The sequence below is a fragment of the Shewanella septentrionalis genome (assembly GCF_025370265.1).
GTDB lineage: Bacteria > Pseudomonadota > Gammaproteobacteria > Enterobacterales > Shewanellaceae > Shewanella > Shewanella hafniensis.
In genome coordinates this window covers 1-14,186 of record NZ_JAMTCC010000063.1, presented here as the reverse complement: position 1 = coordinate 14,186, position 14,186 = coordinate 1, and the positions used below count along the sequence as shown (strand labels likewise).

At 46.4% G+C, this 14,186-nt stretch carries 18 protein-coding genes; 11 read left to right on the top strand and 7 right to left on the bottom strand.

What is annotated here, in order from left to right; genetic code table 11:
- The 4 genes from NE536_RS21515 to NE536_RS21500 all read left to right on the top strand — a co-directional run.
- Window positions 1-246 (top strand): hypothetical protein (locus tag NE536_RS21515; protein ID WP_261273970.1); only part of this gene is annotated, 246 nt, incomplete at its 5' end.
- Entirely contained in the window at window positions 243-1,307 is a 1,065-nt protein-coding gene (locus NE536_RS21510; RefSeq protein ID WP_261273969.1) for an ankyrin repeat domain-containing protein, read from the top strand. The genes NE536_RS21515 and NE536_RS21510, both read left to right, overlap by 4 nt.
- Before the next feature lie 129 nt (window positions 1,308-1,436).
- Window positions 1,437-1,655: a hypothetical protein gene (locus NE536_RS21505; protein WP_261273968.1), complete on the top strand. Its 219-nt coding sequence runs from the start codon at window positions 1,437-1,439 to the stop codon at window positions 1,653-1,655.
- The gene (locus NE536_RS21500) at window positions 1,639-2,637 is read left to right on the top strand and encodes a hypothetical protein (protein WP_261273967.1); all 999 of its coding nucleotides are present in this window, start codon (window positions 1,639-1,641) and stop codon (window positions 2,635-2,637) included. The genes NE536_RS21505 and NE536_RS21500 overlap by 17 nt, the downstream gene beginning before the upstream one ends.
- 533 nt (window positions 2,638-3,170) lie before the next feature.
- Here NE536_RS21500 and NE536_RS21495 read toward each other — a convergent pair.
- Entirely contained in the window at window positions 3,171-3,425 is a 255-nt protein-coding gene (locus NE536_RS21495) for a helix-turn-helix domain-containing protein (RefSeq protein WP_261273966.1), read from the bottom strand.
- A 222-nt stretch (window positions 3,426-3,647) separates the two neighbouring features.
- Here NE536_RS21495 and NE536_RS21490 point away from each other — a divergent pair, with 222 nt between their 5' ends.
- Window positions 3,648-3,980 (top strand): membrane protein, encoded by a 333-nt coding sequence (locus tag NE536_RS21490; RefSeq protein WP_011071658.1) that lies wholly within the window; start codon window positions 3,648-3,650, stop codon window positions 3,978-3,980.
- 83 nt (window positions 3,981-4,063) lie between these two features.
- On the opposite strand, the gene NE536_RS21485 is transcribed toward NE536_RS21490, so the two are convergent.
- The gene (locus tag NE536_RS21485) at window positions 4,064-5,278 is read right to left on the bottom strand and encodes a tyrosine-type recombinase/integrase (RefSeq protein ID WP_261273965.1); all 1,215 of its coding nucleotides are present in this window, start codon (window positions 5,276-5,278) and stop codon (window positions 4,064-4,066) included.
- Window positions 5,279-5,488: 210 nt separating this feature from the next.
- Complete coding sequence (locus NE536_RS21480; protein ID WP_006086670.1) at window positions 5,489-6,352, bottom strand: YicC/YloC family endoribonuclease; 864 nt, start codon at window positions 6,350-6,352, stop codon at window positions 5,489-5,491.
- Between the two features lie 537 nt (window positions 6,353-6,889).
- Here NE536_RS21480 and rph point away from each other — a divergent pair.
- Both rph and pyrE read left to right on the top strand, forming a co-directional pair.
- On the top strand, window positions 6,890-7,603 hold the full coding sequence (rph, locus tag NE536_RS21475) for a ribonuclease PH (protein WP_006079862.1): 714 nt from the start codon (window positions 6,890-6,892) through the stop codon (window positions 7,601-7,603).
- A 176-nt stretch (window positions 7,604-7,779) separates the two neighbouring features.
- Window positions 7,780-8,421, top strand: a complete 642-nt coding sequence (gene pyrE / locus NE536_RS21470; RefSeq protein ID WP_259511916.1) for an orotate phosphoribosyltransferase — start codon at window positions 7,780-7,782, stop codon at window positions 8,419-8,421.
- Between the two features lie 225 nt (window positions 8,422-8,646).
- Here the strand turns inward: pyrE and folE are convergent, their stop codons facing one another.
- The 4 genes from folE to coaBC all read right to left on the bottom strand — a co-directional run bounded on the left by folE (window position 8,647) and on the right by coaBC (window position 11,929).
- Window positions 8,647-9,297: a GTP cyclohydrolase I FolE gene (folE, locus tag NE536_RS21465; RefSeq protein WP_006079864.1), complete on the bottom strand. Its 651-nt coding sequence runs from the start codon at window positions 9,295-9,297 to the stop codon at window positions 8,647-8,649.
- 328 nt (window positions 9,298-9,625) lie between these two features.
- Entirely contained in the window at window positions 9,626-10,219 is a 594-nt protein-coding gene (gene slmA / locus NE536_RS21460) for a nucleoid occlusion factor SlmA (RefSeq protein WP_006079866.1), read from the bottom strand.
- Between the two features lie 34 nt (window positions 10,220-10,253).
- Window positions 10,254-10,712 carry a dUTP diphosphatase gene (gene dut, locus NE536_RS21455; RefSeq protein WP_006086674.1) on the bottom strand — a complete coding sequence of 153 codons (459 nt, stop codon included), beginning with the start codon at window positions 10,710-10,712 and terminating at the stop codon, window positions 10,254-10,256.
- A complete protein-coding gene (gene coaBC / locus NE536_RS21450) occupies window positions 10,709-11,929 on the bottom strand; it encodes a bifunctional phosphopantothenoylcysteine decarboxylase/phosphopantothenate--cysteine ligase CoaBC (protein WP_261273971.1) in 1,221 nt (406 codons plus the stop codon). Before coaBC ends, dut begins: the two co-directional genes overlap by 4 nt.
- Before the next feature lie 122 nt (window positions 11,930-12,051).
- Between coaBC and radC the strand changes: the two genes are divergently transcribed.
- The 4 genes from radC to NE536_RS21430 form a co-directional block, all read left to right on the top strand.
- Window positions 12,052-12,729: a RadC family protein gene (gene radC / locus NE536_RS21445; protein ID WP_006079869.1), complete on the top strand. Its 678-nt coding sequence runs from the start codon at window positions 12,052-12,054 to the stop codon at window positions 12,727-12,729.
- A gap of 121 nt (window positions 12,730-12,850) precedes the next feature.
- Window positions 12,851-13,087: a 50S ribosomal protein L28 gene (rpmB, locus tag NE536_RS21440; protein ID WP_006079870.1), complete on the top strand. Its 237-nt coding sequence runs from the start codon at window positions 12,851-12,853 to the stop codon at window positions 13,085-13,087.
- Between the two features lie 6 nt (window positions 13,088-13,093).
- A complete protein-coding gene (gene rpmG / locus NE536_RS21435) occupies window positions 13,094-13,267 on the top strand; it encodes a 50S ribosomal protein L33 (RefSeq protein ID WP_006079871.1) in 174 nt (57 codons plus the stop codon).
- Window positions 13,268-13,428: 161 nt separating this feature from the next.
- Window positions 13,429-14,186, top strand: a 758-nt coding sequence (locus NE536_RS21430) for a hypothetical protein (protein ID WP_425347543.1), incomplete at its 3' end; no start/stop codon positions are given.

Sequence of the window (14,186 nt, the reverse complement as noted above, 5' to 3'; positions counted from 1 at the left end):
GAAATTGGCCTGAAAACCATCGCCGCCCGTTATGGCACTCAGGTATGGACCAATAAACGTAACCGCAAGTTTAACGGTGAAATTACCCTTGTGGTCCACGGCACCGAAGCCGACCGAGAGCGCCTTTCCCCCTGGGTGAGTGAAGCCCCCGCCAGAATGGCATTTTTCTGCCGTAGCTTTGGTTTTATTTCAGGCAATCGCAAAGCCTATATCAGCGGCAACCTGCGATGGGAGATCCGCCCATGAAAGCCCTTATAAAACTGCTGCAACGAAATGGCCACGATGTACCAGAAGATACGGGGCATTCAACCCTGGCACTGGCAGAAGCTTATCTTGGCCGGCAGCTGATTTCCCGCGAGTACAAGACGATTACAGAGGCCGAGAGTTATCTGGATTTGCTGGTGGATGTGGCTGCTAGAACTTTGGGTGACTGGGTCCCTGAAAATCTGTCGGTTGCAGGTGATTTTGAAAGCAGCTTGCGCATCAGTTTTGACTACCAGGGAGACACCTATACCTGGCCGGTTGCTCAGCAAGGCTCTCACTATATCAGCAGTGATTTGGTCGAGGCATTGCAGCAGTTCTCATTGAATAAGCTCCCCGGTGTATTTGTTGATATTCCCGATATGGATTTATGGCACTGCTGCTATTTACCGAATGCCACTGCTGAAGATTTGCGAGACTGGCAAACTGAGTTGGCGGATATCGAACGCTTGGTGAACCATTACCGAAATGGCGGCGATATGGAAATGGAGCACTTTGAATGCCAGGACAGGATTGACGAGCGTGACAGCCAAGGCGATACCGCACTGACCGCTGCGGTGAAGGCTGGTAATGCCTCGGCGGCAACCGAGTTGATGGACAACCTCGGTGCCAACCCAGAGATTTGGGACGCCAATGGCCAAACGCCGGTCATGTTGGCCCTAAACAGCGGCGACAGTGAGATGATTGAGCAGTTTGACTGGACATGGCGTCCTCCGTCTCCGATAGATGAGCTATGGGTTATCAATGACTGTTTTGGTGGCGATGATGAGGAAACTCTGCGGCGCAGTCATATGGCGAGGGAAGTGTTTGCTCATTTGCCCACCGCTGTGCTTCAAGGGCTCGAGTTCTCCGACCACAAGGTAAATAAAGGGTGTTATTTCGGCCGTGCAGGAGCGCTTCGGTATGGCTTGGCACTGATTGCGCTGGAGTTCAGTCCCGCAGGTATTAGTTTGAGTGCCCATATTCCCGAAAGAATGGAACGTGTTTTGGACTTATCGGTAACGCCGCAGCAGGCTGCTGAATTTATTGTCTCCCGTCTGTCTTAGCCCATTGGCGGCAGCCAGCAAACTCAGGGCAGATTATTTTAGTGAGTGAAAAGTGCGTTGGTGAATAAAGTCATTGGGTGAATGGCTGGCATAGCTCGCCAGCTGCCTGCAAGGATATGAGTAAAGCACATGGATAAGTTCAGTTTTCAAAAAGCCTTGTGGCACCCAAAGGATCCTGAAGTCTGGCGTAAACAATTTGATCACGTAGTCTCACAACTAGCCGATTGGATAGTCAAAGAAGAAATTTATAATGCTATAAGTAGAATGGATAACAAGTTTGAATTAACGTTTGTTGGCTTTAATCCAGAGATTGCGGATCCCAGCTTTTTTTATGGGAAGGGAACCTGAGTTATTCAATTTCTTCTACCGTAAGCCAATGCCTGATGTACTCGAAGCGGAATATGTTAAGCGACGATACTCACTATGCCAAGACGTATACTTTACCTTTCAAAGCGATGTTTATAATTTGCCTGCGCACATTGTTGATGGTCTATTTTATACTCATGGCGTAAAGCAGCAGGGTCTTCCTTATTTAAGTGGTATGCTGACAGAGGATAAATATTCTTGGATTTTTAGTCACAGCTCGGATATTACGAGAACGCGATTAACATTACGAGATCCGATAATCTTCGCGCAACGAGTCTTGAAAGGAGAAAGCCAAGTCTCCCCTGATGACTTCCAAAGGATTCGGCTTTGGTGTGAGCAGTTTTCTCAAGGCTCGCTAAGCTGGCAGGCATTGTGGCAGGAGGCAGAGCGCGACCCTGTGACCTTCCGTGAATGGGATGCACAGCAAGAGGCCGCTAATCCCGAGGAGGAGCCCGAGCCTAAGCCGAAAGAGCCTTGGCCCGAGGAGCTTGTGGCCCTGCTTTCGCAATTGGCAGCACTCGGTTATGCCTGCCCAGAGGACACTGACCGCGACCTGTGCTCAGTACTGCGCGCACTGCCTGGCAGCGCTGAGGTTGGCTTTGGCACCTTTGTCTATGATGAATACACCGACGATGATTTAGAAGAGCCCTACGAGTACTTTGCCGCGCCGCTGGAGCAGCTGTGTGAGTTAGCTAAGCTCAGGTTCAGTTACAAAACCCGTCGTGGTTTTGCTGAGTTTTATGCCGATGATAACAGGGTAGGCAGGGTACAACTCATTGACCCTGCTGAGCGCTATACCGCCAACTATTACCGTGACATTGTGCGCTTGGCCGAGCAGCATTTCCCAGAGCAAGTTTTTTGTTTTGGCGAGGATTATTTTATGCTCTACATCTTACCCAAGCCGGTGATAGCGGTGCTCCAAGCCGCAGGCTTTGAATCTAAACGGGATTATTTTGGGCAGTAACACCGCCTCATATTGCAAGGGAATGAAGCATGTCGAGTAAAAATGTAATGACCAAAGCGTTGTTAAAGGCCTGGCAGCCAAAGGACCCAGAGTGTGACTGTTTATCGGCCCGCTAAGCACTTCAAACAAATCCCTTAAAAGGTCATTTTATGGTTTTTGACAGTAGAATATTTTGTCGAAGCTAAAAGGTCGAAGCTAAAAGTAAGGGGTGGCCATTTGGTTGCCCCTTACTTATTTTAAGCTGCTAAAAACTACTTCATTGCTCTGTAGCCGCATCAATAGAAGTCAGCTTTTGGGGCATAAAAATTCTTCCCGTACCCAGAGAGGTTTATCGGGTGTTTGTAATGAAATAAATCCTTACTTAATGCGCTCTAGCAGTACACCTGTTTCCATATGGTCTAGTTACCGTCTTACAGGCGGCTGCTTAGAAAGCTAGCCACCCAAGGCTGGCTGCAGTTAAAAGCACAAGTTTGATTATTTTCCGTTGGCGTTACCCAACAATATTGAGATTGAGCCTCTTCATTGAGGCTCTTTTATGCATCTTTTTCAACATACAGCTCACTAAAATCTTTCAAAAATGCATGCGCTGATGTGCCACAGGCAAGGCAAACCTGCTCAAGCTCTAAGATTTTGAGTTGACGCTCCCCGCTCTCGTACTTGGATACGAAACTTTGGGGCTTTTCTAATTTAAGAGCGAGCTCACTTTGACTGAGGCCTGCATTTTTACGCATAGCTTTCAATTCATTACGTAAGGCTTCTTCTCTATCCGACCATAGCTTTTGTTTCATGGGCCGATAGTAGACGAAGTTGTAAAATATCCCATTTTAGGATATTTTGGTTGTGTATTAGAGGTTCTAATATGAGTTTGGAGGTTGGTTATTGCATCAAATCTGACTGAACCAGTTGATGGGGTAAATCTAATATATTTTCTCTATCCGCTCACCTTCGAGATGACTTGTTATAGCTATTACTAATCTCTTAATTTTAAAGCAGTTAGGAGAGTTTCAAAAATGGACCGGTTTATTAAATATCTGATAATTTGTTTTTTATTAGTACTATCAATGGCTTTGTTGACGATATTCAAGAGCAACGTTGAACTTGGTTTTTGGGGATGGATAGCTTTCATTTTATCTGGAACTCTGTTTATGACGATTGGCTCCTTTATTGGAGGAGTATTTTTAAGCTTTGTTAGGCCAGATGCATACTTTACATCAGGTGCTATGGATGCATTTTATAAACGTATATTTTGGAGTGTTGGACCTCAATTTATTGGTGGACTAATTGGTTTTATGGCGTGTGAAGGATTTATGGTCAATGTGTTAGGATTTACCCAGTTTAGGTAAGATATTACTATTGATATTTGAGATACTAAGCTCAGTTAAAAAGCCTTTAACTGAGCTAGATCTAAATAGTTATTATTTCAGCATTAGGTCTTTATAATCAATTTCAAATATTGTGACAATTTTTCTAACGCTTCCCTTCGCTCATCGAAATAATCATGCTGGTTATAAATCCCTTCAACACCCTTTAGTTTGTGGTTAAGGCAACGCTCTGCAACGTGCCCTGGCGTCCCTTGTTTTGCAAGCAGGGTGCGGCAGGTACGACGTAGATCGTGCACAGTGAAATGGGGCATATCACCCATTAAGTTTGGGGGTTGTTTTTTCTTACCGGCTTCGTGGCCAAATAGTTTAGTGATTGCTCGGTTTAGCGTATCAGGGCCCATATGGGGATTTTTACTGGAGCGTCTGCTTGGAAAGACATAGTCGGAGTCATGTGCTCTAATTTTTAACTCATATAACCATCCCATCACTATAGGAGGCAATGGAATCGCAATACCCACACCTGATTTGCTTCTGTCTTTGGACAGATTCCACACATTCTCATCAAGATTAAACTCCTTCCAAGGCGCTTCAGCCAACTCAGACTTACGTACTCCCAATATAATCAGTAGTGCACAAGCTAGATAGTTGTCACGGCTAAAGCTGTTACTATTTTCCCTAGCGATTTTAAAAAACGTGGTGACTTCCTCTAGCGTTAAAGCGCGGTCTTTACTTTTTTCTAAGCCACCAGCATCTGATATAGAAAATGCACTTGCGGGATTTGCGCCAAGCAGATCCAGCTTTATGCCGTGATTAAAAAGCTGCTTGCAGTACATTAGAGCATCGTTAGCTATTGCTGGGCGGTTAGTGGCTGCAATGGCTTGTAATACAGCCTTTATGTCTCTGGCTGTGACGCTATCGACGTTGAAGCTGCCTATATGGGGAGCAATGTCTTTACGGTAGATACGTTCGGGGATTTCGTGGTGCTTGAGTCTTTTAACGTTACCTAAATGCCAATCGGCAAAGAGATCATCAACGGTTTTGATTTGGGATTGCTCTGCACGTTTTTTGGCTATGAGCGGGTCGAGACCGTCGCGAAACTGTTTCATTTTGGTAGCAGCTTCCGCACGCGCATCCGCAAGAGACATATCACTGTATTTTGCTAAGGTCATTTCCTTGCGTTTGGATTGCGCCGTGTAACGGAGCATCCAATATGGAACGCCAAGCTTTGGGACAACAAAATACAGACCGGCTCCATCTGCATACCGGCCAGGTTCTCCTTTAGCCTTGGACTCAATCTCTTTTACTGTCAGGTTTCCCATAAATCCATTCCCCATCATGACCTTAAGGTTGCTTTTATGAAAGCCAATAATACCCACCACTGACGATCGGAGTTATTGTAGCATACCCACCAATATGCCCACCATATGGCGGTGGGTATTGGTGGGTGTAGATGGATGCTAATAGACGGGTGATATGTTAAAATTGATTTAAAACAACGGTTAATGATGCTTGGTGGATGATTATGGATATCATTCAACGTTTTGGATCTGCTCGCGCATTTGCTCGATAAGAACTTTAAGTTCCACTGCGGCCGAGGTGATTTCAGTGCTGATGGATTTAGAGGCGAGCGTGTTCGATTCGCGGTTAAATTCTTGCATCATAAAATCTAAACGGCGACCTTCGCTGCCGCCTTTTTTTAGGATACGGCGGGCTTCGGCCACATGGGCTTCGAGGCGATCCATTTCTTCGGCCACGTCTTGTTTTTGTGCCAGTAGCACCATTTCTTGCTCGATGCGGGCTGGGTCGAGTTCACCTTTGATTTCCGCAAGGCGGTTGGTGAGCTTTTCGCGTTGATACAACATCACAGTAGGCATGTGCTCGCGTACGACGGCGATTTGCTCGCTCACGCCATCTAAGCGGCTTAGTAGCATGTCTTTGATAGCTTCGCCTTCACGGCCTCGGGCTTCGATGAATTGATCTATGGCTGAATCGAAGGCTGTCATAAGATCGGCGCCGATCGCATCCATATCTTGTTCACCGCTCGCTAGCACGCCCGGCCAGCGTAGGATGTCGGTAAGATTGACATCGCCTTGTCCCGCTTCTTGCTTGAGCCAAGTGGCGGCGCCTAATAGCTGTTTTGCTAGCGCTTGATTCAACTGCAGCTCGTTATTGCTGTTGTCTGCCAGTTCGTAGCGCAGATTGACTTCAACTTTGCCGCGGCTTAAGCGTTTACGTAGGCGGTCGCGCAGTACGGGTTCGAAACTGCGGAATTGCTCGGGTAAACGTAGGTAAGTTTCGAGATAACGTTGATTGACTGAGCGAATTTCCCAGGAGGCAGTGCCCCATTGTGCTTTGTGCTCGATGCGAGCGTAGGCTGTCATGCTTTGGATCATGGGTTGTCCTAATGGTTTAATCGTCATAATGAGAGGCGATTATAGAGTCAATGGCTTTAGGATTAAAGGCATACAGCAAATATCCCCAAGCTGCCTGAAGATACGAGTTTCAGAGCGCCTAGTGTGCTTCAATTCAAGGCGCAGCAATGACAGAATGTCGGCTACCTTTTGAATTGATGCAACACGGAAGTGAAGTGCCCTAGGCGCTCCGTCCCGGCGGCTGATGTTAACCACGGGGTAACGCACTTTATGCTGCGTTGGTTATTTTTAACTTAGTCCACTAGGTCCGCAAATAACCGCAATCGCCATGGATGGCGTGAATGCCATTTATGCAGGAGCAATAAATGGCCTTGCCTAAAGTGCGTTAAACTCCCGCTGAATTCTGCATCTTCAGGTTGTTTGGGTATAAGGACACGTATTAGGCGTTTGAGTGTGATGAGTTTGCCAGAGAATCACCCTAAGCATGGCATCCTAAGGCTCAAGCCCTTATAATATGCAGCCAAAATCGGTCAATGACTCAGAATACAGGAATCTCGCATGCGTCCAAGTAACAGAACGCCAGCACAAACTCGTCCCATCACTATTACTCGCCAGTTTACGGCCCATGCCGAAGGTTCTGTGTTAGTGGAATTTGGCGAAACGAAAGTGCTTTGTACCGCCAGTTTTACTGAAGGTGTGCCACGTTTCCTTAAAGGTCAGGGTCAAGGCTGGGTGACGGCGGAATACGGCATGTTGCCACGTTCGACCCATAGCCGTATGGATCGTGAAGCCGCTCGCGGTAAGCAATCAGGCCGTACGCAAGAAATTCAACGTCTTATCGGCCGTGCTCTGCGCGCCTGTGTGGATATGAAAGCCCTAGGCGAAAACACTATCGTGATTGATTGTGATGTGATCCAAGCTGACGGTGGCACGCGCACTGCTTCTATCACTGGCGCTTGTGTGGCCTTAGTGGATGCGCTGAACTGGGCACGCGGTAAAGGCATCATTAAATCTAACCCGCTTAAATTCCTTATCGCTGCAGTCAGCGTCGGTATTTACAAGGGTGAAGCGATAAGCGATCTAGAATATATCGAAGACAGCGCCGCTGAAACTGACATGAACGTGGTGATGACGGAAACGGGCAAGATCATCGAAATTCAAGGCACCGCCGAAGGCGAGCCATTCAGCCACGAAGAATTGCTCGAACTGTTGGCATTGGCGAAGAACAGTATTCGTGAAATCGTCGATGTGCAGAAAGCCGCACTGAACTAATAGTGTGGCGATGAACAAGCCCCGTCATGTTACAGAGTGCGGGGCTTTTTATTAGCTGCAACTTTTTATCTGCAGCAAGATGCTAGTGTTAGACAAGCCCTGTACCTAATTAAATGTTGCCTAATAAAACATTACCTAATAAAAACCAATAAAAGACAAAGCCGTAAGGAGATATTGTGAAAGCCTATCAACGTGAGTTTATTGAATTTGCCTTAGAACGTCAGGTGTTGCGATTTGGCGAATTTACCCTTAAATCGGGTCGTATCAGTCCTTATTTCTTCAATGCGGGTTTGTTCAATACTGGCCGTGACTTGGCGCGTTTAGGCCGTTTCTATGCCGCTGCGTTAGTGGATTCAGGCATTGATTACGATTTGCTGTTTGGCCCAGCTTATAAAGGCATTCCAATTGCGACCACTACGGCGGTTGCCCTGTGTGAACACCACGATATCGATATCCCTTACTGCTTTAACCGCAAAGAGAAAAAAGATCACGGCGAAGGTGGCAGCTTAGTCGGAAGCGAGCTGAAAGGCCGCGTTATGTTGGTAGACGACGTGATCACTGCCGGTACTGCAATTCGTGAGTCGATGGAAATCATCGAAGCCCATAAGGCACAATTAGCCGGTGTGTTGATCGCCTTAGACAGGCAAGAGAAAGGCAAGGGCGAGTTATCGGCAATTCAAGAGGTTGAGCGTGATTTTGGCTGTGGCATAGTGGCGATCATTAAACTTGCCGACCTCATTAGTTATCTGTCTGAAAAGCCTGGAATGGAAGCGCAACTTGCCGCCGTGAGCCAGTACCGCGAGCAATACGGCATTTAAATCGAGTGCTTAGTCGCTGGTATTGATCAAGTGGCTATTATTGGCGTGGTGAAATCAGTTAATCAGCCAGCATTGATCTTAGCTAGGTTGAGAAAGGTTTGATTGGGTTGGTATGAAAACAAAAAACGCTGCGATTCTATAGAAGGAATCGCAGCGTTTTTTTATTAAGTTGTATTGATTGCTATTGATTTCGAAACGTTTAAATAACGTTAAGCTTCAACACACTTATTTCGACTGATGCAAAAACTCGGCGCGGGTCGCAGGGTTAGATTTGAAAATACCGCCAAGTGCTGTGGTGGTGGTTGAACTGGTTGAGTCCATCACGCCACGGGATTTTACGCAGTAATGCACAGCATCCATTTTAACCGCAACGTCTTTGGTTTCGAGCAAGGTTTGTAGCGCTACTAACACTTGCTGAGTCAAACGCTCTTGCACCTGTGGACGTTGGGCAAAGAAACGCACGATGCGATTAATCTTTGATAAACCAATGATTTTTTTGCGTGGTAGATAAGCTATGGTCGCAGTACCATCGATCGTCACTAAATGGTGTTCGCAGGTGCTGGTGAGGCTAATGTCTTGCACTCGCACCATTTCATCGAAGCCCATCTTATTGTCGATAACCGTGATCTTAGGGAAGTTAGCATAATCTAAGCCGGAGAAGATTTCATCGACGTACATTTTAGCAATGCGGCGCGGCGTATCGGCAAGGCTATCATCTGACAAATCCAATGACATTAATGTCAGGATTTCTTTCATATGATGTTCAATCTTGTCTTTACGTTCTTCACTGCTGTAAACGCTTGGGAGCATTGGGGTTTCAAGTCCACGTTCTAATAACGCGGCTTGTACTTTTACTGCTGCTTCACTTAATGCCATCTTATCCTCCACTACGTCGTAGCGGCTATAACAGAAAACCTATGCTGAGCATCGAGTGGTACTTGGGCTGTTCAGCATCAGATACAAATTATTGTTATTCTCGCTAGGGCAAGAATAGGGGGAGGAGGATAACGCGAATTGCAGATAATTCATACCGAAAAACGCTCATGGGCCACATGAAAAAGCCGATAGTCCTTATCGGATATCGGCTTTAAATCAGCCACTACTAATCGAGTTTAGACTGGCAGTGACGGCAAGTTTGAGTCAATCCCAAAATTTTAGATTAGTTTTTAGGAAGCTGAGCATTTTTGTCAGAACTGAAAAATCATTAGCTTTGTAAAAGTTGATGTTGGATAAAACGCCACTGTTCATCGAAGTGTGTAGTAGGTTTGAGTTTGAATTCACTTCGAACAAATTGAGCGATTCGCCCTTCGGCAAAGGCTAACAGTAAATTGGCTAATATGGCTTCGTCTAAGTTGAAGCCTTTGCCTTCCCGCAGGGTTTTTTCCCGTAGGATTTGCTTCAACTGGGTTTCAATCTTGGCAAATAAATTACTAATGCGGCTGCGCAGGCGTTCGTTTTCTCCGAGCAGAGCATCACCATTGAGGACGCGGGAAATCCCCGGGTTACGCTCGGCAAAAATCAGTAACAGTTGCAGCACCAGTTGGCAGCGTTTCATGGTGTCTTTTTCGTCATCCATGATTAAATTGATGCGCGACAATAACGACTCTTCGATAAATTCGATTAAGCCTTCGAACATCCGCGCTTTACTCGGGAAGTGACGGTACAGGGCGGCTTCCGATACACCGACTTCTGAGGCCAGTTTCGCTGTGGTGATCCTTTGTCCTGGGTTGGTTTCTAGCATCTGTGCTAGACATTGCAAAATATGTTCACGACGATTAATTTTTGGGCTTACAGCCATTGCAGTATCCTTGGCTTAATAACGACTTAGGGGATTATTTAGTGCCTGAATGGCCAAATCCGCCTTCACCACGATCTGAGCTGTCGAACTCATCAACGAGTTTGAATTGTGCTTGTACTACAGGAACAAACACCAGTTGTGCGAGACGATCGCCAATTTCTAAGGCAAAAGGACTGTCGCTACGATTCCAGCAAGACACCATTAAGGGGCCTTGGTAATCGGAATCGATGAGTCCGACCAGATTCCCCAGTACGATACCGTGTTTATGGCCAAGACCTGAGCGCGGCAAAATCACTGCAGCCAGTCCTGGATCGGCAACATGAATGGCAATCCCCGTTGGAATAAGCACGGTTTCACCCGGTGCTATAGTCAAAGTCGTGTCGATCATGGCGCGAAGATCCATGCCTGCACTGCCAGGTGTAGCGTAGGCAGGTAAAGGAAATTCTGAGCCGATACGGGAGTCGAGAATTTTTAATTCAATCGGTGTTTTCATGTATTTGTTTTTTCTTTCACTATCAACGAAAGTAATTGCCGTGCCAGCGTGAGTTTGTCAGTGGCAGGCAAGTCTTGACTGCCGTGCGGCCAGAACACTCGCAGGGCATTGGCATCGGCATTAAAGCCTAGACCAGCAACGGAAACGTCGTTCGCGGCGATCATATTCAAGTTTTTACGTTTGAGTTTATCGCGCGCATAGGCTTCTACATCATGGGTTTCTGCGGCGAATCCCACCACAAAAGGACGGTTAGGTAAGCTCGCAACCGTGGCTAAGATATCAGGATTCCTCACCAGCGCAAGTTGCATTTCTTCTGCCGATTTTTTGATCTTACAGGTGGCTATGTCGCTAATGCGATAGTCAGCTACTGCGGCGCAGCCAATAAAAATATCTTTTTTATCAACGTTATCCATCACAGCGTCAAGCATATTTTGCGCCGATTCAACATCAATGCGGGTCACGCCTTCTGGGGTGCTTAGATTCACTGGACCAGAGACTAAGGTGACTGTTGCGCCCATATCTGCCGCGGCTTTGGCTAAGGCAAAGCCCATTTTTCCAGAACTGTGATTCGAAATGTATCTGACGGGATCAATTGCCTCACGGGTTGGCCCTGCGGTAATCAGCAGTGACTGGCCTGCAAGAGGCAGCGCAGAGACTTCTTTTGTTGCAAAAAAATCACTGGCTAGCTCGGCAATTTCTAGCGGTTCGAGCATGCGTCCAGGACCCACTTCACCACAGGCCTGACTGCCACTTGCGGGTCCCCAAAGGGTAAAGCCGCGGGATGCCAGACTGGTTAAATTCGCCTGCGTCGCCAGATTACGGTACATCTGCTGATTCATTGCCGGACACAGGGCGATAGGCGCCTCTGTGGCAAGACAAGTGGTGGTGATCAGCTCATCGGCCATGCCGGCATTAATCCGCGCCAATAGGTTTGCGGTTGCAGGGGCGATGATGACGAGATCTGCCCAACGAGCGAGTTCTATGTGGCCCATGGCTGCTTCTGCCGCAGGATCGAGTAGGCTTGAGGCAACGGGATGTCCAGATAACGCTTGCAGCGTCAAAGGCGTGATAAATTCCATCGCACTTTGGCTCATCACCACGCGCACATCAAAGCCACGCTCTTTTAAGCGACGGACTAAATCAGCACTTTTATAGGCCGCAATACCGCCGCCAATGCCCAGCAGGACGTTTTTATTTGTCAGACTCACAGACATCATCCGAGATAGAAATAATGCCGCCAACAATATCACAAAGCGGTGAATTTTAGTGACTCTCCCAGTTCAAAAAATCTCGTCCATACTCAGTAAAGTGAAAATATGTGAGATGACAGGGAGGTCGCATGGGCATTAAAGATTGGCCTGAGGGGGAAGGTCCCAGAGATAAACTGTTACAAAAAGGGGCGGGGCAACTGTCGGATGCGGAGTTATTGGCGGTATTACTGCGGAACGGTTTGGCGGGATTAAACGCGGTTGATCTTGCAAGGTCTCTTATTAGCGAGTTTGGTGGCCTCAGAAACCTGCTTTGTGCTCCTCGAAATCAGGTATGTCGACTTCCGGGCGTAGGACCTGTAAAATACGCCCAGCTTCAAGCTGCGGCCGAATTAGCGCGGCGTGTAGCGCAGGAAAATCTGCAAAGAGGTCAAGTTTTAACAAATCCCGATTTAACTCGGGACTATTTAATGAGACAATTGGCCGATCGCTCCTATGAAGTGTTCGCAGTTTTACTGCTGGATAGCCAGCATAGAGTGATTCAATTTGTCGAATTATTCCGCGGTACAATAGACTCAGCCTCAGTGTACCCACGTGAAGTGGTGAGCTTAGTGCTGGAGAAAAAGGCCGCAGCAGTTATAGTTTGTCATAATCATCCGTCTGGTATTGCCGAGCCCAGTCAGGCTGACCGACGAATAACTGAGCGATTAAAAAATGCGTTAGCAACCATAGACGTATCCTTATTGGACCATATGGTTGTAGGTGATCGAGAGATAGTTTCTTTTGCAGAACGAGGCTGGATTAATTAATCTAACACTTGATCTTCACTCTGTGATCGTGTATAAAATGCGCCCTCTTTGTGCCTCGGGCGACGGCCATACGAGGCACATTAATGCTCGAGCGTTAAAATTGTTTTTGGAGAAGATTGACATGTCAAGAGTATGCCAAGTTACTGGCAAGAAGCCGATGGTTGGTAACAACCGTTCGCACGCAAAAAACGCGACCCGTCGTCGTTTTTTACCTAACCTACAAAACCACCGTTTTTGGTTAGAAGAAGAAAAGCGTTTCGTACAGTTACGTGTATCTACTAAAGGTATTCGTCTGATCGACAAAAAAGGTATCGAAGTTGTTGTTGCTGAACTTCGTGCTCGTGGCGAGAAGGTATAATAGATCATGGCTAAAGCTAAAGGTAATCGTGAGAAGATCAAATTAGTTTCTACAGCTAAAACTGGTCACTTCTACACAACTGAAAAAAACAAGCGTAACATGCCTGAAAAAATGGAAATCAAAAAATTTGATCCAGTTATTCGTCAGCACGTTATCTACAAAGAAGCAAAAATCAAGTAATCCTTGGTTAGTGTTTCGAGAAAAGCCCCTTATTTAAGGGGCTTTTTTTTCATTCGACTTAAAATCCCAATAGTAATACTTAGATTGACACTAGCGATTCATTTATGTTGACAAATTTAGATGGCAATCCATACTTAAATTTAGATATATAAAGTGGGGGCGTGTCAGGTATGGAGCACTTCTATCATCTGGTAGAGACAGACGAATACTTTGAGATTGGTGACGTTGAAATCACTGATGAGTTTATCAATTCCTATCATACTGAAAAATCGGTGTCATACGAAGAAATCCAGTTTTTTTTTACAGTTGATAAGCCAATGTCATTCAAAGGCGTTTTTATGCTGTTTACCAGTGAAGGTAAGCCAGTGTTTGAGCCTAATGCCTACATCCTTAGTCGCCGCATCGTCGAGGGCACAAAGGATGTCAAACCAACCTGCTTTCATCTGTTGAGATATTACCGTTACCTGGATGCAAATAATCTAAACTGGGATGACCACGAAGAACGACTCCAACGCTATCCAATCTTCCTTTATCGGGCCTATTTAGATAATGAGATAGAGAAAGGAAATTTGAGTCGCAGCACAGCCGTTGCAGCCCTTTCGATTGTGAGGCGCTTCTACCTGTTTTGCTACCGTCATGGGTACATCTCTCAATTGCCTTTTGAAATCACAGGCACTACCAAATATGGACAGACGTTAACGGATTGCTCAATCCGAAGCGCAATCAGAGAAACCAATCTACAGCCATTGAATGATCTTGACCTACAGCATGTAAGGGACAATTGGCGTTGCAACGGGCTATCCCAAGAGTTTCGCCTAATGATTAGCGTGGCACTTTCTGTGGGGCTTCGCGCTATTGAGGTCACAGACATTAAACCCAGACACTTTGCTATCCCCAAAGGTTTTAAGGGAAAGACGCT